This is a genomic window from Shewanella sp. HL-SH2, from assembly GCF_051164935.1.
Lineage (GTDB): Bacteria > Pseudomonadota > Gammaproteobacteria > Enterobacterales > Shewanellaceae > Shewanella > Shewanella glacialimarina.
Genome location: NZ_CP195035.1, coordinates 2,973,076 through 2,995,166 on the forward strand (window position 1 = coordinate 2,973,076; position 22,091 = coordinate 2,995,166).

At 42.3% G+C, this 22,091-nt stretch carries 17 protein-coding genes and 1 riboswitch; of the genes, 7 read left to right on the forward strand and 10 right to left on the reverse strand.

The window, feature by feature from the left end; all coding sequences use genetic code 11:
* Positions 1 to 8: 8 nt before the first annotated feature.
* Entirely contained in the window at positions 9 to 416 is a 408-nt protein-coding gene (locus tag ACRWP9_RS12960) for a hypothetical protein (protein WP_434926358.1), read from the reverse strand.
* Positions 417 to 1,861: 1,445 nt separating this feature from the next.
* A complete protein-coding gene (gene nagZ / locus ACRWP9_RS12965) occupies positions 1,862 to 2,878 on the reverse strand; it encodes a beta-N-acetylhexosaminidase (RefSeq protein WP_434926359.1) in 1,017 nt (338 codons plus the stop codon).
* A gap of 371 nt (positions 2,879 to 3,249) precedes the next feature.
* Here nagZ and ACRWP9_RS12970 point away from each other — a divergent pair, with 371 nt between their 5' ends.
* The 6 genes from ACRWP9_RS12970 to ACRWP9_RS12995 all read left to right on the forward strand — a co-directional run bounded on the left by ACRWP9_RS12970 (position 3,250) and on the right by ACRWP9_RS12995 (position 11,346).
* Complete coding sequence (locus ACRWP9_RS12970) at positions 3,250 to 4,626, forward strand: L-serine ammonia-lyase (RefSeq protein WP_434926360.1); 1,377 nt, start codon at positions 3,250 to 3,252, stop codon at positions 4,624 to 4,626.
* A 154-nt stretch (positions 4,627 to 4,780) separates the two neighbouring features.
* A complete protein-coding gene (locus ACRWP9_RS12975; RefSeq protein ID WP_226415416.1) occupies positions 4,781 to 5,527 on the forward strand; it encodes an HAD-IIA family hydrolase in 747 nt (248 codons plus the stop codon).
* 202 nt (positions 5,528 to 5,729) lie between these two features.
* The gene (locus tag ACRWP9_RS12980; RefSeq protein WP_434926361.1) at positions 5,730 to 7,406 is read left to right on the forward strand and encodes a M28 family metallopeptidase; all 1,677 of its coding nucleotides are present in this window, start codon (positions 5,730 to 5,732) and stop codon (positions 7,404 to 7,406) included.
* A 353-nt stretch (positions 7,407 to 7,759) separates the two neighbouring features.
* On the forward strand, positions 7,760 to 9,427 hold the full coding sequence (asnB, locus tag ACRWP9_RS12985) for an asparagine synthase B (protein ID WP_434926362.1): 1,668 nt from the start codon (positions 7,760 to 7,762) through the stop codon (positions 9,425 to 9,427).
* A 378-nt stretch (positions 9,428 to 9,805) separates the two neighbouring features.
* Positions 9,806 to 10,210 carry a DUF1801 domain-containing protein gene (locus ACRWP9_RS12990; RefSeq protein ID WP_434926363.1) on the forward strand — a complete coding sequence of 135 codons (405 nt, stop codon included), beginning with the start codon at positions 9,806 to 9,808 and terminating at the stop codon, positions 10,208 to 10,210.
* A 212-nt stretch (positions 10,211 to 10,422) separates the two neighbouring features.
* On the forward strand, positions 10,423 to 11,346 hold the full coding sequence (locus ACRWP9_RS12995; protein ID WP_434929058.1) for a LysR family transcriptional regulator: 924 nt from the start codon (positions 10,423 to 10,425) through the stop codon (positions 11,344 to 11,346).
* Here ACRWP9_RS12995 and ACRWP9_RS13000 read toward each other — a convergent pair.
* The 8 genes from ACRWP9_RS13000 to thiC all read right to left on the reverse strand — a co-directional run bounded on the left by ACRWP9_RS13000 (position 11,322) and on the right by thiC (position 20,383).
* A complete protein-coding gene (locus tag ACRWP9_RS13000; protein WP_434926364.1) occupies positions 11,322 to 12,848 on the reverse strand; it encodes a putative metalloprotease CJM1_0395 family protein in 1,527 nt (508 codons plus the stop codon). The genes ACRWP9_RS12995 and ACRWP9_RS13000 overlap by 25 nt on opposite strands.
* Before the next feature lie 73 nt (positions 12,849 to 12,921).
* Positions 12,922 to 13,203 (reverse strand): chemotaxis protein, encoded by a 282-nt coding sequence (locus ACRWP9_RS13005; RefSeq protein ID WP_434926365.1) that lies wholly within the window; start codon positions 13,201 to 13,203, stop codon positions 12,922 to 12,924.
* Positions 13,204 to 13,286: 83 nt separating this feature from the next.
* Positions 13,287 to 14,399, reverse strand: coding sequence for a 2-iminoacetate synthase ThiH (gene thiH, locus ACRWP9_RS13010; RefSeq protein WP_434926366.1), 1,113 nt, complete (start codon positions 14,397 to 14,399; stop codon positions 13,287 to 13,289).
* A complete protein-coding gene (locus ACRWP9_RS13015) occupies positions 14,399 to 15,175 on the reverse strand; it encodes a thiazole synthase (RefSeq protein WP_226415400.1) in 777 nt (258 codons plus the stop codon). The genes thiH and ACRWP9_RS13015 overlap by 1 nt, the downstream gene beginning before the upstream one ends.
* A gap of 1 nt (position 15,176) precedes the next feature.
* Positions 15,177 to 15,380 (reverse strand): sulfur carrier protein ThiS, encoded by a 204-nt coding sequence (thiS, locus tag ACRWP9_RS13020; RefSeq protein ID WP_434926367.1) that lies wholly within the window; start codon positions 15,378 to 15,380, stop codon positions 15,177 to 15,179.
* A 94-nt stretch (positions 15,381 to 15,474) separates the two neighbouring features.
* Positions 15,475 to 16,290, reverse strand: coding sequence for a HesA/MoeB/ThiF family protein (locus tag ACRWP9_RS13025; protein ID WP_434926368.1), 816 nt, complete (start codon positions 16,288 to 16,290; stop codon positions 15,475 to 15,477).
* Positions 16,287 to 18,392: a bifunctional hydroxymethylpyrimidine kinase/phosphomethylpyrimidine kinase gene (locus ACRWP9_RS13030; protein WP_434926369.1), complete on the reverse strand. Its 2,106-nt coding sequence runs from the start codon at positions 18,390 to 18,392 to the stop codon at positions 16,287 to 16,289. The genes ACRWP9_RS13025 and ACRWP9_RS13030 overlap by 4 nt, the downstream gene beginning before the upstream one ends.
* Positions 18,392 to 20,383 carry a phosphomethylpyrimidine synthase ThiC gene (gene thiC, locus ACRWP9_RS13035; protein ID WP_434926370.1) on the reverse strand — a complete coding sequence of 664 codons (1,992 nt, stop codon included), beginning with the start codon at positions 20,381 to 20,383 and terminating at the stop codon, positions 18,392 to 18,394. The genes ACRWP9_RS13030 and thiC overlap by 1 nt, the downstream gene beginning before the upstream one ends.
* A 189-nt stretch (positions 20,384 to 20,572) precedes the next feature.
* Positions 20,573 to 20,672: riboswitch (TPP riboswitch) on the reverse strand.
* Between the two features lie 201 nt (positions 20,673 to 20,873).
* Here thiC and kdnA point away from each other — a divergent pair.
* The gene (gene kdnA, locus ACRWP9_RS13040; protein WP_434926371.1) at positions 20,874 to 22,058 is read left to right on the forward strand and encodes an 8-amino-3,8-dideoxy-alpha-D-manno-octulosonate transaminase KdnA; all 1,185 of its coding nucleotides are present in this window, start codon (positions 20,874 to 20,876) and stop codon (positions 22,056 to 22,058) included.
* Positions 22,059 to 22,091: the final 33 nt, after the last annotated feature.

The following is a 22,091-nucleotide window of genomic DNA, read 5'->3' on the forward strand; positions in this document are numbered from 1 at the left end:
TGTGAATCTTAATTCAGAGGCTTGTTAAGTGCCTCTATAAAGGTCTGACGGTCCAAGTAGAGTAAGTGGAAAATAACAAAAAATGGAAAAAGCCCAGCAATCCAATAATTGAAATCGGTGGCAGCATACCAAAGAAAAATAAGCCAAGTCGTTGCCCAAAATAGTAAACAAATTAGAGTTATCATTGGGCACTTGTTTTTTCGACTATGAAACACACTGAACATTAATTTGATAGTTGCCCATATCCCAGCAGTTCCACCTAAAAATACCATAAAGGGCAACAAGTAATCTCCTGCCCAAAGATTATCTGCTGCCATCTTAATCGCAGATTGCAACATCAAACCACTCACTAAGCCAACAGGCAAAGAAAACAATGAAATTTCGAAGATAAAGAGAATTCTAAATTTTTCAGTCATAGGCATTTAACAGCTTATTGATTAGCAGCAGGATAACCTCCTGCTTCCTTGTAAGTTTCTTTGTCAAAATATCACTTGTAAGTGTTTGTTGTAAATATATTATTTAACAAATTAGGGGGTCAGAGTAAACTTTAAAAAGGGAGCTGATGGGCACATGCTATTGAATGGCTTTTTCTTCCCTAAATGGCGCACTCGATGATTACGTTCGAGGTTGCCCTACTTTGTCCTTAAGTTTCCATACTTTAATCTACTTTATAGCTTTAATTCAATGTTTTAATGCACATTACATTGGATAGATTAAGTCAGTCCGTGACTTCAATCTCATCTATTGCCTGCAGCAGGTTATTATGCAGATGATATTTTCGCTTCTTCGATTTAACTATGTTCATAACTAGTAGACACAAAACCTTCCAGACTAAATTTGAATTGAGGTCATCGAGAAAAGGCCGTGAGCTTGGCATGGATGCCACGCTAGCTTTCGTTGGGCCAGGGACGGCTCATCGGAAGCGTTAGGGCTTTTTGATAATGGCCGAAGCCGGTTACAGATGAAGTTTAAAGCTGGATCGATCCCCATCGAAATTATGTAAATTAGTGGGGTCAGGGTAAACATTTTAAGGGAGTTAATAAACGCATGTTATTGAATGGCTTTACCTTCCCTAAATGGTGCGCTCGATGATTATGTTCGAGGTTACCCTTCTTTGTCCTTAAGTTTTCATACTTTATAGCTTTAATTCAATGTTTTAATACAAGTTATATTGGGTAGGTTAAGTAAGTTCGCAAATTCTATTTAACCAATTGCCTGCCGCAGGCCTATGTGCAGATGATCCAGCGAGACGCCGCAAGCACATCCATGTGGGCTTAACCAAAACGTCCTGTTTTGGATACTCGCTGGCTCATCTGCTCCCGAAATTTTCACATCTTCGATTTAACTTCATTTGTAACAATTCTATAAGAAAAGCTGGGATGTCCGTTTTGAATTGAGGTCATCGAGAAAAGGCCGTGAGCTTGGCATGGATGCCACGCTAGCTTTCGTTGGGCCAGGGACGGCTCATCGGAAGCGTTAGGATATTTTTTATATTAGGTGACAATGGCCGAAGCCGGATACAGATGAAGTTTAAAGCTGGATCGATCCCAATCGAAAATTATGCGCTTTTCAGCATTTTTCGTCAGGGGCGGCAGGGCCTAATTCTTTAATTAAAAGTATAGAGGGTATTGCTGTTGAAACCTCTTGGTCTGGTGTGGGTGAAGCGCCACGACGTTGGTGGCCGTAGGCCATATTTCCAAACAAACCTTGGGGCAGAAATGTGTTAGTCCTTAACCCGTTTCCTCACCAAAAGTCCCAAAAAATATCAAACTATAATATAAACGCACACTTACGGTGTAAATAATATCTAAAAAAATGGCTATCTATTGATAGCCGCTTTTTTTATTGTTACTGCGAAAACTTACACTGCTGCATGGATTTGTTTAGCCGTTGCAATTGCCGCTAACCAGCGCGCATCTTGCTCTAACGCATTAACCACATTGAGTGTGTCAGGTTTTAAACTTAATGCATTGGCTATCGGAGGAATTGCTGGCCAGGTAAACTCGCTTAATAATGCCGCTACACCGGTTGGGTCATTACAAACTAAAATCATGTCACAACCCGCATCTAACGCCGCTTGCGCTCGACCTAAATAGTCACCGGCAAAGCTGGCTCCTTTCATGCCCAAGTCATCAGAGAAAATAACCCCTGTAAACCCTAAACGTTGGCGCAATACATTCTGTAGCCAGTAAGTAGAGAATCCCGCAGGGTTGGGGTCAACTTGATCATAAATAACATGTGCAGGCATAACACCATTTAATTGCCCTTTAGCCATTAAGCTAACAAAAGGCAACATATCAAAGGCTTCAATTTGTGCCAGGCTGCGACTGTCTACAGGCATAGCCACATGGGAATCTGCGGCAACGCTGCCATGACCAGGGAAATGCTTACCCACTGCAGACATGCCCGCTTGTTCCATACCAATAATAAATTCTGCCGCTAAGCTGGTCACCTCATCAGGATTAGCACTAAAACTTCGCTTACCAATCACTTCACTTATGCCATTAACATCTAACACAGGTGCAAAACTTAAATCAATATCACAGGCTAACAGTTCAACCGCCATTAAAAAACCGCACTCTTTAGCCCACAATTTTGCTAATGCTAAATCACCTTTTGCAGCAGGTAAAATATCGCCCATAGCAGGAATATGGGTAAAGTCCTGCTTAAAACGTTGCACTCGACCACCTTCGTGATCAACCGCAATTAATAGCTCTGGCCGAATATTTCTGACTTGCTTAACTAGCTCAATGAGTTGAGATTTACTCCCGTAATTGCGGGTAAATAGAATAATACCGCCCACTTGAGGATGTTGTAGTTGCTCTGCTTCTAGCGCTGACACTGTCAGCCCGGCTAGATCCATCATTAAATAGCTCAATCGTATACCCCGTATAATTTAACCTAAAAAGCTTTATCAATAAGTTAGGCTAATCTGAAAATAATGCATAAAAAAAACTAATGAACTGTCTAATCAAAAATATGGGATACTTCAGCCAATTTAACGCGTGTTAAAAAATACGAGTATGCCATCAAACAAGTGTTCAGTGTTTTGCTAACTGTTTGTTATCTAGGTTGCGAAACAGATCACGTCACACTCAACTATAGTGAATCAGCTATAATTAAGTCACTTCGACTATAGTGACTTTTACTATATTGATTTGAACGATCGTGACGTGATGATTTTAATAGCGCGATGATAATACTCTCAAATAACTAAAACAATAAACGACCACATAAAGGCTAAAAATTATGATTAGCGTATTTGACATGTTTAAAATCGGTATTGGCCCGTCTAGCTCACATACCGTAGGCCCAATGAAAGCCGGCAAAATCTTTATGCAGAACTTAATAGACCAAGATTTGCTATCGGGTATTGATGAATTACAGTCAGAATTATTTGGCTCATTAGGTCAAACAGGTAAAGGCCACGGTACAGGCAAAGCGGTGATTTTGGGCTTAATGGGTGAAGACCCTGAAACCGTTGATACCGACGCGATTGACGGTATTTTAGAAGCCGTATCGAACGATCAAAAGCTTAAACTAGCCGATGGTAGATTTGTTAAATTTACCCGTGAAAATGGCGTAACTTACCATCGCCGTAAAACGCTACCAGCCCATGCAAACGCGATGACTTTATATGCGTTAACCAAAGGCGAAATCACTTATCAGCGTACTTACTATTCAGTTGGTGGCGGTTTTATTCTTGATGAAGATGAAATCACCCAACGCAATGCATCACCCGCAACACCTATAAAAGAGGCGCCATATGATTTCAACAGCGCAGCGCAATTATTAGAATTGTGCTGTGAAAACGGTTTAAGCATTTCATCTTTGATGATGTATAACGAACTCAGTATTGCCAGTGAAGAGGAAGTAAAACAAGGTTTGTGGAAAATTTGGCAAACCATGAAAAGCTGTGTTGATCGTGGATATCAAAAAGAAGGCATATTACCTGGTGGCCTTAAACTTCGCCGTCGTGCGCCCTCTTTATACCGTCGTTTAAAAGCTGAAGGCCGAAATAACACAGATCCGTTAACCGCGATGGACTGGGTAGATTTATTCGCCTTATCGGTCAACGAGCAAAATGCAGCAGGCGATCGCGTAGTGACCGCGCCAACAAACGGCGCTGCTGGTATTATTCCTGCGGTACTGTGCTACTACGACATGTTTGTGCAAGAAGTTGATATTGACGTTTGCAGTCGATATTTATTAACCGCTGCTGCTATTGGAATTTTGTACAAGAAAAATGCCTCTATTTCAGGTGCAGAAGTGGGTTGCCAGGGCGAAGTCGGCGTAGCGTGTTCTATGGCTGCTGGTGCACTAACTGAAATTATGGGCGGCACAGTTGAACATGTTGAAAACGCGGCTGAAATTGGCATGGAACATAACCTAGGCCTAACCTGCGACCCTGTTGGCGGCCTGGTACAAGTGCCGTGTATTGAACGTAATGCTATGGGCGCCGTCAAAGCGATTAATGCCTCACGTATGGCGTTACGTGGTGATGGTAACCATAAGGTATCACTAGATAAAGTGATTAAAACCATGATGGATACCGGCCGAGACATGCGCAGTAAATACAAAGAAACCGCTAAAGGCGGTCTAGCGGTCAATATTGTCGAGTGTTAATGACTTTTAGCTAGACTGCTGAGTTTTTACATCAAATCAATGCCAACCTATTTAGGTTGGCATTTTCATTTAAAACACATTGTTTTTACCGAGTATTTAGCGTTATATAAAGTATAGAACAACCCATTTTAGCTAAAAAGATGAGATTGAATTGATGAAGAATATTATCTGCGATATTGATGGCGTATTACTGCACGATAACAAGTTAATCCCCGGCAGTGATAAGTTTATTCATCGTATTATCGAACAAGGTAATCCACTGGTATTACTGACTAACTACCCAGTGCAAACCGGTAAAGACTTACAAAATCGTCTTGGTGCTGCCGGCATTAATGTGCCCGAAACCTGCTTTTATACCTCAGCCATGGCTACCGCTGATTTTTTAAAGCACCAACAAGGCACTAAAGCCTTTGTGATTGGCGAAGGCGCCCTCACCCATGAACTGTATAACGCAGGTTTTACCATCACTGACATTAACCCAGATTTTGTAATTATTGGCGAAACCCGCTCGTACAACTGGGAAATGATCCATAAAGCCGCGCGCTTTGTTGCTGGCGGTGCACGCTTTATTGCCACCAATCCTGATACCCATGGGCCACAATTTAGTCCTGCCTGTGGTGCACTATGCGCACCCATTGAGCGTATTACCGGAAAAATGCCATTTTATATTGGTAAGCCTTCAAGTTGGATCATTCGCTCTGCCCTTAATCATATTCAGGGCCACTCTGAAAATACCGTGATCATCGGCGATAATATGCGTACCGATATTTTGGCAGGATTCCAAGCAGGTCTAGAAACCATTCTGGTCACCAGTGGTGTTAGCCAGATGGGCGATATAGATAAAGAACCCTTCAGACCCAATCATGTATTCGCCTGTGCCGGTGATATTGATGTAGTCTAAGTTTTAGGGACTTACCAATTTATCTAATTAAACGTTAGCAAGAACGACTAAATTTACATTAGGTAACACATTATCAAGCCAGTACGCTTTTATAAGATGCTGGCTTGCTTCATTATAATCTGCAAGATGTTAACGCTAATAATCTCTAACCACTTTTTCTACTCACTTTGATTAAAAATAATAAATAATAATTGGAATCCTGATGAAGCATTTATTTCCCCTTTGCGCGATTGCATTGTTGGTGAGCGCCTGTAATGGCGACACTAAAGATAACGCACAAGTATCACAGGCTAGTAATGACGAGCTAGCCAGCTCAACAACGGCATTAGTCACTTTTGACGAGCAACGTTTTCGTCAAGATATAAAAGTACTGTCTTCTGATGAATTTGAAGGTCGCGCCCCTACTACTAAGGGGGAAAAACTGACCTTAGACTATTTAACCAAACAATTTACCGACATGGGATTAACCGGTGCCAACCAAGGTAGCTTTTTACAAGCTGTGCCTATGGTGACCTACACCCCAAGCGAGCAACAAACGATTACCTTGGCCGATTTGCCAATGCAGTATCGCAAAGACATCGTACTGAGTAGCCGTCACGCTAACGAGCAAATCACTATCGACAAAGCGCCATTGGTATTTGTGGGATATGGTATTAATGCACCTGAATCACAATGGAATGATTACAGCGGCATCGATATGACAGGCAAAATAGCGGTTATTTTGGTGAATGACCCAGGTTTTGCGAATCCTGAAGGGACTAAGTTTAATGGCTTAGCCATGACCTACTATGGTCGTTGGAGTTATAAATTTGAAGAAGCCAGTCGCCAGGGCGCATTAGGTGCCATTATCATTCACGACACTAAACCCGCTTCTTATCCCTGGTCTGTGGTAGAAAATAGCTGGACAGGCCCTCAACAGGATTTAGTGCTTAATACAGACGAAGCTAATAATCGCATTCAAGTAGAAGGCTGGATGACCTTAGATGCGGCCAATCAACTCTTTACTAAATCAGGCTTTTCATTACCAACCTTAATGGAACGTGCCGCTGATGAGCCTGTCAATGTTGAACTTGCCCAAACCGCGTCGATTAAGTTTGCCAATAAAGCCAAATATGCCGACAGTTATAATATTGTCGCTACCTTAAAAGGTACTAGTCAGGCTGATGAACAGTTATTGTTTACTGCACATTGGGATCACATTGGCAAAGATGAAACTAAAGAAGGCGATCAAATCTATAACGGTGCCCTAGATAATGCGTCGGGTACTGCGGGTATTATGGAAATTGCCCGTCAGTTTGCGGTGCAAGCAAAACAAGGCAATGGTTTAAAACGTTCATTAACCTTTGTAGCCACAACGGGTGAAGAGCAAGGTTTATTAGGCTCGCGCTTTTATGCGGCAAATCCAATTTATCCACTGGATAAAACCGTTGCCGTATTTAACCTAGACAGCACCAATGTGTATGGCAAAACTAAAGATTACACTATAGTTGGTAAGGGTCAGTCTGAATTAGAAAACTACCTTGCCGATGCAGCAAAACTGCAAAACCGTGAGGTTAAGTCAGAACGTAACCCTGCATCAGGCGGCTTTTTCCGCTCAGATCACTTCAGCTTTGCTAAATACGGCGTACCGGCAGTATTTGCTGGTGGCGGCAGTGAACCGCTTGATGATGCAACCGCAGCCTATAAAACTGAAATGGAAAAAACCATGAAAGGCTGTTATCACAATGTGTGCGATCATTATCATGCGTCATGGGATTTATCGGGCGCATTGCAAGATTTACAGGTGTATTACCAAGCGGCAGAGACCCTAGGCAACAACCAAGATTGGCCAGGTTACCTAGCTGGCTCAGAGTTTAATAGCTTACGTCCAGCCAAGTAATCATTTGCAAAATTGATGAAGAGCCTATTAATTAATAGGCTCTTTTTTTAAGCCAACCTCAAACCTTGATACAAAATTGGGTAAAAAAATCAATTTTTATCACTTAATAATCTTCAGCAATATCATTAACAATTCCTCAAAAATGGCGCACCTTAGCCGCTAAAATCAAAGATTCATCAATAGATCTTAAATTTTTATAAACAATCCTCAAAACAAACCTGATTAGATAGACACATAATCATTAAAACAGCCAATTTAATGAGCTTTAATCAAAAATAATACTTGGCTAGTGAATAAAATGCTGTCAAAGTACCAAACAGATAAAGATTAAATAATGTTGTTGGAGTCGTATTATGTGTTCAATATTCTCAATTTTAGATATCAAATCAGATGCAAGTGAACTTCGCCAAGTGGCACTTGAAATGTCAAAGCTGTTACGTCACCGTGGCCCAGACTGGTCAGGCATTTATGCAGATGAACATGCGATTCTTGCCCACGAGCGTTTAGCGATTGTTGATGTTGACCATGGTGCCCAGCCGCTTATTAGCCAGGATGGCAACATCATATTAGCCGTCAATGGTGAAATTTATAACCACAAGCAACTTAAAGCTGATTTAGGTGATAAATATCAATACCAAACAAACTCTGACTGTGAAGTGATTTTATCTTTATACCAGGAATACGGTTGTGACTTTTTAGATAAACTTAACGGCATCTTTGCGTTTGTACTGTATGACAAAGCCAAGCAAACTTATTTGGTCGGCCGTGATCACATGGGTATTATCCCGCTTTACACTGGCTTTGATACTGCGGGTAACTTCTACATAGCATCTGAAATGAAAGCACTTATGCCTGTGTGTAAAACCGTGGCAGAGTTTTTACCAGGCCAGTACTTATATTCAGCCGATGGTCAACCAACGCAATATTATGTCCGTGACTGGATGGAATATGATGCGGTAAAAGATAACCCAGCCAGTATTGATGAGTTACGTGAGGCCTTAGAAGCTGCGGTTAAACGTCAATTAATGTCTGATGTGCCTTACGGCGTATTGTTATCTGGTGGCTTAGATTCATCGGTTGTGTCAGCGATTACCCAAACCTATGCAAAACATCGTATTGAAAACGATGGTGAAACCGGCGCCTGGTGGCCACAGCTTCACTCATTTGCGGTTGGCTTAGCGGAATCACCCGATTTAGTCGCGGCGCAAAAAGTGGCCGATGCCATTGGCACCATTCATCACCCAATTGTGTATACATTCCAAGAAGGGTTAGATGCTATTAAAGAAGTGATTTATCACTTAGAAACATACGATGTCACCACAATTCGTTCAGCGACGCCTATGTATCTAATGGCACGAAAAATTAAAGCTATGGGCATTAAAATGGTGTTGTCTGGTGAAGGTGCTGATGAATTATTTGGTGGTTACTTATACTTCCATAAAGCCCCTAACGCGCAGGCATTCCACGAGGAATTAGTGCGTAAGTTAGATAAACTGCATTTGTTTGATTGTCTACGCGCCAACAAAGCGATGGCCGCCTGGGGACTTGAAGCCCGCGTGCCTTTCTTAGATAAAGAGTTTATGGATGTGGCAATGCGCATCAATCCAGAAGCGAAAATGTCTAAAGATGGTCGTATCGAGAAACACATTCTGCGTCAGGCATTTGAACATAAATTGCCAAAAGAAGTCGCGTGGCGCCAAAAAGAGCAATTCAGTGATGGTGTAGGCTATTCTTGGATTGATGGCTTGAAAGAACATTCGGGTAAACATGTTGATGATGTGCAATTGGCAAACGCAAAATTCCGTTTCCCTTATAACACACCAGAAACCAAAGAAGCTTATTTTTACCGTTGTTTCTTTGAAGAGTTCTACCCGTTACCAAGTGCGGCTGAAACCGTACCAGGTGGCAAATCAGTTGCCTGCTCTACCCCAGAAGCACTGGCTTGGGATGAAAGTTTACGCGGCATTATCGACCCATCTGGACGCGCAGTGCGTAACGTACACGCCAGCAGTTACCAGTAATCTGCTATCTAGATTCTAGATTCTAGATTTTAGATTCTAGATTTTAATTTTAACAATGCCTAAACGCCCGCGACTTATGTCACGGGCGTTTTTTATTCTGCTAGTTCATATCTGTTAGGTTGATAATCGTTCAGTTCTTATTTCAAATACTGGAAGTAGCCTATGTGCAAACACTTCTGCAACACGCCGCAAGCACATCCATGTAGACTCTACTCCAGTTTGAAAGTGATCATGATGATTACCATACGTTTACTTTGGTTCAACAGACGATAAGATGCTAACAGTGAAGAAAGGTTATTTTATAAACGTCTTACCTTCGTAATTATAACTTGAGTCAAATTAGACATAACAATCAGTATTTAAAGGGAGTGTCGGATCATGAAAACGGAAGTTCAACACAAATTTGAAAGCTACCCTGAACAGATAAAGCCGTTATTAATTCATCTGCGGCAGCTTATTTTAGACATTGCCAGTCAACATCATTTAGGCGAAGTTGAAGAAACACTAAAATGGGGTGAACCGAGTTACGCGGTTAAAAATGGTAGCCCGATAAGAATTGACTGGAAACCTAAATACCCCGAGCAGTATTTCATTTTTTTCAACTGCAACACTAAACTGGTTGATACATTTAGAGAGCTGTATCCAGATGTAATTCAATATCAGGGAAATAGAGCCATAGTATTAAAGGTTAATTTTCCGCTTCCAACTAAAGTGATTGAACACTGCATAACGCTGTCACTGCAATACAAAAGTATCAAACATTTACCTTTGCTTGGGGCTTAGTTCAAATTTAACATTAGTTCAATTTTAACATTAGGCGCTACAAGCCATTCTACGCAAAAATTGTACAACTAAAGCATAACCATAAAGTGATGCCATACCCATAACAGATTTTAAAAGCGCCCTTGCGACTATGCTTTCCCCTGCAAAATGCTACTATCTGAATGCTGGCTAAATCCATTCAACTACCTGAACTTGAAAATAAAGGCTTTTATATGACTCGTGCTAAATCCACCCTTGAGCAATGGCGAATTTTACAAGCTGTGGTTGATCATGGTGGCTATTCCCAGGCGGCCGAACAACTCAATAAAAGCCAGTCATCACTAAACCATGCTGTGGCAAAATTACAGCATCAGTTGGGTATTCAGTTATTAGAGGTAAAAGGCCGCAAAGCCTATCTTACCGAGCAAGGTGAAGTACTACTGCGCCGATCTCGTCATCTGACACAGTCAGTAGATGAACTCGAGCAGCTAGCAACCAACCTTGGCCAAGGGTGGGAGCCCAGTATCACCATAGCCAAAGAGATCATTTATCCGACCGAGAAACTGGTCGATGCGCTTGAAGCCTTTATTCCACTAAGCCGCGGTACCCGAGTGACTGTGCTTGATTCAGTCATTTCTGGTACCCATGACTTAATTAACCAGCAAATGGTTAATATTGCCATTTGTGCCACTCCACCGCGTGCCCATTTAGCACAACCATTATGTGAATGTGATTTTGAATTAGTGTGTCATCCTAACCATCCATTGGCTCAGTTAGACAGTATTGAAGATGAAAAGCAGCTTGCGCAGCATTTGCAGATAGTGATTAAAGATACTGGGTCAAACTCAATCAATGATATTGGTTGGTTAAAAGCTGAGCAGCGTATTACCGTATCAAATTTTCATGAAGCCAAGGTTATTTTAGGTCGCCAGCTTGGATTTTGTTGGATCCCCAACTTTTTGGTTGAAAATGATGTGAAGCAAGGTAAGTTACATAAATTAAAACTGCATGGCAGTTATCAGCGCAGAATAACCTTAAATTTAGTTGTGCCGAATAGAGACCGACAAGGCCCTGCATGTCGTTTACTAGAAAGTTTAATTTTATTGCAGCACGAAATAGAAACCAGTCAGCCTTATACTGAAAAAGCTAACGCCTGATCAGATTTATCATACATAAAAGAATTGGTTGAGGATGTGTTGGGAACCGCTTGATTTTGTAGGTAAGCTAAAGTTGCTAGTGGTACTTGAGGTGTTCGCGTATCTTGTGACTCAGCCATCTTTTGACTAAATCGACTTTTTGCATCTGCTGTTGCTGTATTCTTTTCAGCCAATGTGAAAGGGGCTAACTGTGACTGCTGAAATCCATTTTGTTGAGCATCAGCCTGCTTGTAGGTATTAGCTAGTTCATTGATATGCTGAATATCTTCAGCGGGAATAATTTTTTCCTGACGCGATTCAGCCATTTCAGCTTTAGCTTGATTCATTTTTTGTACCGCTTCAGCTGCGACACGAATATCGGCACTAGATGGCTGATTAGGCGCCATTGCAGCGGCATATACCTTTTGCATTTTATTAAATGTCGCTTGTGGATCGCCAGAGACAGCACCTACATCAATTTGAACTTCACCATCAACCGCATAACGTTTACCATCGGGGCCTTTTTCATAAGAAAAAGAAGGACTTTGAGCAAACATTCCACCCACGGCTTTGTGGGCTTGTTCGTGGGTTTTTACCTCAATGTCACGCTTTGATAATTCACTGATTATTTGTTGTTCAGCTTGGGCAACTTTTTGTTGTTGCTGCTCAACTTGATCACTAGCCTGCTGTTGCTGTTGTTCTTGCGTTTGTTGCTGCTGTTTTTGTTGCTCAGCAGCAATGGCTTGTTCTGATGTTGAAGCTTGTTCTGCTTGACCGTTTACTTGAGCGTCTTGCTGACGATTATTAGCATCCTGATTAACAGCGCTCTGACTAACAGCATTTTGACTAAACCCGGTATTAATCTCACTTGGTGGTGTTTTATCTTCAAAAGGATTAATGCGCTCTTTTTCAACGTCTACATTAGACTCGGTTTGTGTTTGCTGTTGAAACAACTGCTGATAATCGGTTTTGGTATCAGTAGGTTCTGTTTCACTAGGCTCTGTTTCGCTAGGTTCTGCTGTGGCAAAAATATTGACTGCTTGTATTGCATCAACACTAACTGCACTTGTTTGACTCACTTCAGGTTTAGCTATTTGTGCAGGATTAATAGCCGCAATATGACTTGCACCTGTGCGCAAATTAAACCCATTAGATGAAATAGTGCTGGGACTGTTAGTTGGGGTAACACTCGGGTTTTGATTAGCTGCAGCGCTACTGGTGTTGATCGGCGATACAGTAGCAAAACTTGCTGTTTTGACGGCCGTTGTCGTCACCACAGGTGATACATTTTGGCTAACAGCTGCTGCAGTTGGGGTAACGGTTGATTTAGCAATTGGCTTAGCTGTTGTAAGTGCCACATTGGCCGCTAAACTGGCGCTGGAAGACGGAATGATTGATACCGAACTTATTGACGCTAAATTTGCTGAAGCTAGGTTTGAAGCAGAAACGGCGACAACCTGCTTAGATTGACTCGTCGCAGGTTGAAAATTATTGCTTGGTAAGCTTGATTGACGAATGTCCATTTTTCATCACAAGTGAGATAAGTGGTGCTGTGGCGCTAAAGATTCATTAAACGCTCACCGCTCACTTAACTCATTAGGCCTCAATATTGATGATGCTGCCAACCGTTTCGGTGGCGGCTTCTATCACTTTAACTGAGGCCTCGCCCTGCTGCCTTGATTCAACGGCAGAGACTAATGCACTGGTTTTATCTGACTGTTCAACAGCTTGGCTACTTAATGTTACCGTATCCTGTTGAGCCGCAGGTGCTGTCGGCTTAGGATCGGGTGCTGCAACTGCGGTAGTTGCCTGCGCCAGACCTTGTTGTGAATTTTGTAAACCTTGAACGCCCGATGAATACGCGGATTGAATTTGCATAATACGTCCTCTGATAACCAATAAAACTTATCTCAGTATCGCTCATACTGGCTAAAATGTACAGTATTTAACCGTTTCTATTATCATTTTATCCAGCTATTTTCCCAATCTTTAAACACAGGATTAAAACCTTTTTGTTGCATGGCTGCTATTACCTGTCCGACATTGCGCTGGTCGCTTATTTCAAACTGATCCAACTGACTATCAGGCTGCTGATAACCGCCTGGTTGGGTTGAACTGCCCGCGCTGATATTGGTAATCCCAAGTGGCAGTAGGTTATCCCTAAACTCGGGGGTTTCACGGGTAGACAAACTAATATCAAGCTGATGATTAAACAGTCTAAATGCACAAATCATTTGCACTAAGCCCATATCGGTTAACACTACTTTAGGCTCAATTCCGCCGGTGCATGGCCGTAATCTTGGCAGTGAAATACTGTAGCGGGTTCGCCAATATTGTCGCTCAAGATAATCAAGATGATACCCCATTAATAACGCATCTATACGCCAGTCATCTAACCCTAACAGCACCCCTAATCCGATTTTATCCACCCCAGATTCAGCGACCCTGTCAGGAGTATCGAGACGATAATTGAAATCTTGTTTTTTACCTCGGGTATGATGTTTTGCATAAGTGCGCGCCCGATAGGTTTCTTGATAAACCATTACAGCATCTAACCCTTGGGAAACTAGACGACGATATTCATCTGTTTCAAGCGGCTGTACTTCCATTGCCACATAACTAAAATGTTGCTTTATTTGTGGTAAAACATGAGCAAAATATTCAATACCAACTTTGGTTTCGTGTTCACCTGCAACTAACAAAACAGAGTCAAATCCACGGGATTTAATGATGGCCACTTCAGCTAAAATTTCATCATCATTTAAGGTTTTACGTTTGATTTTATTACTCATGGTAAAACCACAGTAATCACATTCATTGGCGCACAAATTTGACAAATATAAGGGTAAGTACAACCCTAAGTTAGCCCCAAAACGCTGTCGAGTTAAACGAGCCGACTCCTGTGCCATCTGCTCAATATACGGCTGTGCAGCAGGCGATAACAGCGCCATCAAACTGTTTAGATTGCCACTTGGACACTGTAATGCTCGCTCAACATCTGCTTCTGTAGTGGCGTATAACTTCATTGATAAATCATCAATATTGAGCTGGCTAAATATTTCAGAGTAGCGCATTAGCCCACCATACTCGAGGTTAAAAAACCCGTTAACGGACTGGTATTATGGGCATTAGCACTAACTACACCCAGGCCTGCTTGATAAGCTTGCCGACCACTTTGGACTGCTTTTTTAAAACAATCGGCCATTAAAACAGGATTAGCGCTACTGGCAATGGCAGTATTGACTAACACAGCATCAGCTCCCATCTCCATTGCACGGCATGCCTGTGAAGGTGCACCGATACCGGCATCAACAATCACTGGCACGCTTGATTGCTCAATAATTATTTTTAAAAAAGCTTCGGTGGCTAAGCCTTGATTACTGCCAATAGGGCTTCCCAGTGGCATAACTGCAGCGCAGCCAACTTCTTCTAAACGACGACATAACACAGGATCAGCATGGATATAGGGCAATACAATAAAGCCTCTCTCACATAGCGTTTGGGCAGCGATTAATGTCTCTATTGGATCGGGCATTAAGTATTTTGGATCAGGATGAATTTCTAGCTTAATCCATTTAGTGCCTAACATTTCAAAGGCTAGTTCGGCGGCAAAAATCGCTTCTTTAGCATTTCTGGCCCCTGCAGTATTAGGCAGTAGTTTTACCCCTAATTGCTGTAACGGACTCAGTAAATCATCTAAGCCATTTTTAAAATCAATTCGCTTCATCGCTAGCGTCACTAACTGTGACTTTGACGCTTCTATAGAGGCCAACATAGTGGCCGAATTAGCAAACTTACCTGTACCAGTGAATAGGCGGGATTCAAATTGATGATCGGCTATCGTTAACATATTACCCTCCCGCTACGGCGGAAAAAAATTCAATTTGATCATTAGCTTGGCATTGATATTGATGCCACTCGCTGCGTGGAATGATTTGCTGATTAACCACCAGCGCGACACTTCTAGGCTCTATCTGTTTTAGCACTAGCACTTGGGCTAATGAGGTATTGGGCTGAAGATACTGTAGTTCTCCATTGATGTTGATTTCAATCATCACGGCACCTTAACTATTGTGTTTGTTACTGTTAGTGTTCAACAACCTTGCTCATCATTTAGGTCATCAACTTTTGCCATCACTGACAGATACGTTACTGGCAAACATGGCAATGCTTATCAATATTCATTTTGGCTTTTGACCAAGACAGCCTTTTAGCATCAAAACGATGTAAGACCCCGTACTCTATTGGTCGACCGATCATCTGGTTCATACCCGCTAACGCCTGCATCGATGCCATAACCCCAACTGCTGGGCCTAACACCCCTGCTTGGCTACAATTTTGGCTTAATATACTGTCGGACGGATAAACACAGTGATAACAACCGTGAGAGTTAATGCTTAATGCTTGCATCTCAGATGAATTTGACAGAGGTAAATAGGCGAACCATTGGCCTTGATCAGCAGAAATTGATGCACTGATCAGCGGCATTTTATATTCAATCGCGATCCGATTAACTAATTGCCGGGTAGTAAAATTGTCGCTGCAATCAAACAATACGGCTGATGAAAGGCCGCTAACTAATGAACATTTGGGGACAAGGCTGTCAAATAATTCCTGATAGTTACCAGGATTAATAAACACCTGATGGGCGCTTAAATCACAAACCACATTCCTTTGATGTAATTTTTTCATAGCAATACTGGCTTTATTATTCCCTATATCATTAGCATCAAAAAATATTTGCCGAGGCAGGTTAGACAACTCGACATCATCACCGTCAATTAGATGAATTATACTCACCCCAGATGCGGCTAAGTATTGCGCCACCAGCTGCCCTAAACCTCCAACGCCGACGATAATAGCGGTGGCATTCATCAAAGCTAACTGGCCTTTTTCTGACACATCAGTTAGTAGCATTTGTTTGGAGTACTGAATGTATTCATGATCATTTAAGCTAGTTTTCATATGCCCTCCAAATGCGTTTGGCTAGCGGTAATATCACTATCTTGGTATTGGGCGTGCTCATTAGGCTGAGTTGGCGAAGTCGATTTAGATTTAGATTTAGATTGAAATTGAGAACTAGATTCCGTTTGCTGTGTTGGTTCTGTTTGAAATGACGACTCGGTTAACTGTTGCCATTGCTCACTCAAGTTTTTATAGGCAACAACCGCATCTTTGGCCTGAGTTATTGCCCGCACCACTGCAACATCCTCTACACCAGTTTCGGCAACCTCTTTTAAGCAATCACCATCAATTCCCCCAATAGCAACAGTGGGATAATGACCATTTAGTAACGACACATAACAGGCTAGTTTTGTTAACCCCTGTGGCTTGGATGGCATCTGTTTAGTCGTGGTCGCGAATATATGCCCTAGGGCGATATAGGATGGTTTTAACTGAGTCGCGAGTAGTATTTCAAAGTAACTATGGCTAGATAACCCAAGCGCGATATTATTTGCTGCAAGGGCCGATAAATCTGCAACTAAGGCATCTTCTTGACCTAAATGTACCCCAAATGCACCGTGCTTAAGTGCAAGTTGCCAGTGATCATTAATAAACAATTGGGCATTAAAGTCTCGACCTAGCTGAATAGCACGTTGTATTTGTTGTTCTAACTCCTGTTGTTCTGACTGGTGTTGATCTAACAGGTATTTAGCGGCAATAGGCGGCTCTGACGCCTTCGGCTCTGAAATTAACTGCCCTGAACCGTATTTCGCTAACCACATCGCTTTGTGCTGTTCATCAACAAAACTGTGCACCTTGTCATAGGACGCTACTTGCATATCATTCACATCTTGCTTAATACGCAGTTGCACTGTTTTACAGCCCACTTTCAATAGCTTCTCTAACATATCTACCGATGACACCACAGGATAAATACCTAATGGTGTCGACAGTTTTGTGAAATTAATAGTAGCTGTTCTTAATAGCGAGTTATTAACTTGTTGTTCAATAACAAGGGACGGTTTTACAGCAAAGGTAACCTCCTTTGGCGCGGTATCGGTAGCTTTAACATCTGCTACTAACTGTACAATATGTGGCATTAACTCAAGCAATGTTGGCCAACCGGTTCTGGCTAAACATCCAGGCCCTTGACCAAGCTTAATACCGTGTTTAAGACCGTTAGTGACATAGGCTTTAGCCAATACTATGGCATCGTGCAGCACAAAATCCTGTGCGATAAAACTGGCCATTGCAGATGACAAGGTGCAGCCACTGCCATGGTTGTTTACGGTATCAACGCGATCTGAGCTTAATATAAACACGCTGTTGTTATGCTCGGCGCTGCCACCTTCAACATGATGACAAATATAAACATCATGGGCTTTGTCAGCTTGCCATGGCGCATCGCCACCTTTGGCGACAACAGCACACTCAAAATAATCACTCACCCGCTTGGCCATATTAACCATGCAATCAAGCGTCATATTTTGTGTATCAGTTAACTTATGCTGACTGCCACTATCATCTGCCACGTTAGCTTTTGATACTTTAGTCTCTGTCGCATTAGTGTGTATTGCATTAGTTTCAGTCGCGCTAGCATTTATCGCTTCAACAAGGCTGATTAACTCCATCTGATTTGGGGTGATCATATTAATCACTCCTTTAAATGGACTAAAATCTAGCCTGTGCTGATTAAGCTTATCACCGCTGCTGGCCACCATAACAGGGTCGAGGATCACTGCTATGCTTGCCCTACCATCGAGCTCGTTATTCGTACTAGTGCTAAAATTTCGCAACCAATTAGCCAGCTGATTAAGCTGATATTGATTAGCAAGCAAACCAATTTTAATTGCTTTAGGCGGCATGTCGGTGACTAACGTATTGAGCTGTGCCAGTAACATTTTTTCTGACACAGCCTCAACTAAACTTACCTTTACCGAGTTTTGGGCTGTAAGCGTGGTGATGACACTGCAACCATGGCATTGCAAGTCAGCAATAGTGGCTAAGTCGGCTTGAATACCGGCTCCGCCACCACTGTCTGATCCTGCAATAGTCCACACTATCGGCTTAAGCCCTGCTGACTTTTTAACAGCTGATTGGACAGATTGAATTACTGGCGCCATTACTCAGCAACCTCTGCCACCGATTTTTGATGATACAGATTTGAGCCTGTCGCTTTAAATTCCGCTGACTTTTGTGCCATTTTTGCAGCTATTGTGTCTTTTGACTGAGTAGGTAGCAGATCACCTTGTGCTTGATAGGATTGATAATCAGCTGGCGAAATCACTTCAACATTTTGCAGCGCTTGTTTTTCAAGGTTGGCGGCATATTCACGCACATCTTGAGTGATTTTCATCGAGCAAAATTTAGGGCCACACATGGAGCAAAAATGGGCGACTTTGGCCGACTCTTGCGGCAATGACTCATCGTGATAGGCTCTGGCTGTGTCAGGATCAAGCCCTAGGTTATATTGATCTTCCCATCTAAATTCAAAACGGGCTTTTGATAATGCGTTATCACGTACCTGTGCCCCCGGATGTCCTTTGGCGACATCAGCGGCATGCGCTGCTATCTTGTAAGCAATTAGCCCTTGTTTGACATCTTCTTTGTTCGGCAGACCTAAATGTTCCTTGGGTGTGACATAACACAGCATAGCGACGCCATACCAGGCCATCATTGCCGCACCTATGCCAGAGGTAAAATGATCATAACCCGGTGCAATATCAGTCGTTTGTGGTCCTAAGGTATAAAATGGCGCCTCATCACAAAGTGCTAGTTGTTTTTCCATATTGATTTTAATCAACTGCATTGGCACATGGCCAGGGCCTTCAATAATGGTTTGTACATCATATTCCCAGGCAATTTTAACCAGCTCGCCTAAGGTTTCTAATTCGGCAAATTGCGCCTCATCATTGGCATCGGCAATCGAGCCTGGACGCATACCATCACCGAGTGACAAGGACACGTCATAGGCGGCACAAATCTCACAAATATCTCGAAAGCGTTCATACAAAAAGCTTTCTTTATGATGACTTAAACACCACTTGGCCATAATAGAGCCACCACGAGACACCATGCCGGTTAAGCGTTTGGCTGTCATAGGCACATAGCGTAATAACACGCCAGCATGAATGGTAAAGTAATCTACGCCCTGCTCGGCTTGTTCAATCAAGGTATCTCTAAATACTTCCCAAGTAAGATCTTCTGCCACGCCGTTTACTTTCTCTAGCGCTTGATAAATGGGGACTGTGCCAATAGGAACAGGTGAATTACGAATTATCCATTCGCGGGTTTCGTGAATATATCTGCCAGTCGATAAATCCATTACCGTGTCAGCGCCCCAACGTGTCGACCACACCAACTTCTCAACTTCTTCTTCGATGGACGATGTCACCGCTGAGTTACCAATATTGGCGTTCACTTTAACCAAAAAGTTACGCCCAATAATCATAGGCTCTGACTCTGGATGATTAATATTAAGCGGAATAATAGCGCGTCCTCTCGCCACTTCACTGCGGACAAATTCAGGGGTAATTAACTCACCAATCACAGCACCAAAAGCTTCACCCTTAGCTTTTTTTGTTAGCACAGGATCGCTAACCTCTTGCCTTGCCATGTTTTCACGTATAGCAATGTATTCCATTTCAGGAGTAATAATCCCCTGGCGAGCGTAATGCATTTGCGTCACTCGCTTACCCACTTTAGCGCGGCGCGGTGGCACTAGCGCATCAAAGCGTAAATGGTCCAAACCATCGTCAGCTAAACGTTGTTGGGTAAAATGAGAGCTAGCACCATCAAGTGCTTCGGTATCATCACGTTCTTCAATCCAAGTTTGACGAAGCTTGGCTAAACCCAAGCGCACATTGATTTCAGCATTGGGATCAGAATACGCACCAGCACAATCGTAAACCTTTAACGGAGGATTTTGCTCTGTAAGGGGATTGGTGTCATCACCGCCCAAAATGGTATCGGTTTGATGAATTTGGCGCATGGCTACGTGTAAATCAGCACGGCTACCTTGCAGATAAATTTTCTCAGAATTGGGATGTTGTAATGGTTTTAAGTTATCAATAAAAGCTTGTGCGCTAGCACGGGTTTCGCGACGATTTGACATGAGCAACCTCGAATAAAATGAGAGAAAGTTGCTTGTCTGGAGGAAAGTGTGTTGAGAGCGAGCAATGTCGTTAACGCAATTCAAACAATGGTTAGACGCAATTGCTGTCAATAATCAAAAGAGGTAAACACGGGTAAAACTAAGTGGATATGGTAAAACCACTTAAGTTTTACGCATGAATAATCACCAAGGATTATTATGCTTGTTACCTACGCAGGTTTTAGCCTGATCAGGTTCAACGGATCCCGAATTAACGGTCTCAGCCTTAATGGCACTCCGACAAGATTCGATTAGTATAGCCAGAATTAAACCTCAATAACAAGATGTAATATCTGCATATGTTTTCAAGGTGATCTTTAACCTCCCAAGTTGAGCAATAAAGAAAAATGAATTATTTTTCAATAACTGTCGCAGTCTCCCCACTAACCTAGTTATAATTAGCGGGTTTATGTAAACGCAAAGATGCGTAGAATTTTAGGAGATAATTTCCATGCCAGGTTTTGAATTATTCGGTCCAGAAGAAAAGCAGGAAGTCGCTGACGTAATGGAGAACGGTTTTACCTTCCGTTACAACTTTGACCATATGCGTAATGATCGCTGGAAAACTCGCGACATGGAGCAATTACTCTGTGAGAAGATGAACGTTAAACACGCTCATCTTGTATCAAGTGGTACTGCTGCACTTCAAACGGCTATGGCTGCAGCGGGTGTTGGCGCAGGTGATGAAGTTATTGTACCGCCGTTTACTTTTGTGGCTTCTGTAGAAGCAGTATTTATGGCTGGTGCCATCCCCATTTTTGCTGAAATTGATGAAACCTTATGTTTATCGCCAGAAGGCATTGAAGCGGTAATCACTCCTCGCACTAAAGCCATTAACTTAGTCCACATGTGTGGTTCTATGGCTAAAATGGACGAAATTAAAGCGGTTTGTAAAAAGCATAACCTAGTGATACTAGAAGATGCATGCCAGGCCATAGGTGGTAGCTACAAAGGCCAAGCACTAGGCACTATCGGTGATGTCGGTTGTTACTCTTTTGATTCTGTTAAAACCATCACTTGTGGTGAAGGTGGTGCTATTGTCACCAACAATTCAGAAATCTACAACCACAGCCATATGTTCTCTGACCATGGACATGATCATGTCGGCAGTGACCGTGGCGCTGAAAGCCACCCAATTATGGGATTAAACTTCCGTATATCTGAAATGAATGCCGCGATGGGTTTAGCTCAATTACGTAAGTTAGATAAAATTATTGCGATTCAACGTAAAAACAAAAAAACCATTAAAGATGCAATGGCACAAATTCCAGAAGTGACTTTCCGTGAAATTCCTGATCCAGAAGGTGACTCAGCAGGTTTCTTAACCTTCTTTTTACCTACAGAAGAGCGCACTATTGAGATAAACAAAAAACTTGCAGCTAACAAGGTCGATGGTTGTTTTTACTGGTATATCAACAACTGGCATTACCTTAAAAATTGGAAACATATTCAGGAACTTAAAGCCCCTGCTGCGTTACCAATTATGTTAATTGCTGACCGCCCTGACTATACACAAATTAAAACACCAAAATCAGATGCCATTATGAGCCGTACGATTTCGATGTTAATTAAACTGTCTTGGACAGATGAGCAAATTGCAGAGCGTATTGAAAACATCAAACGTGCTTTTGCTTAAATAACTTATCTTCTATCACCTCATTTGAGGTGA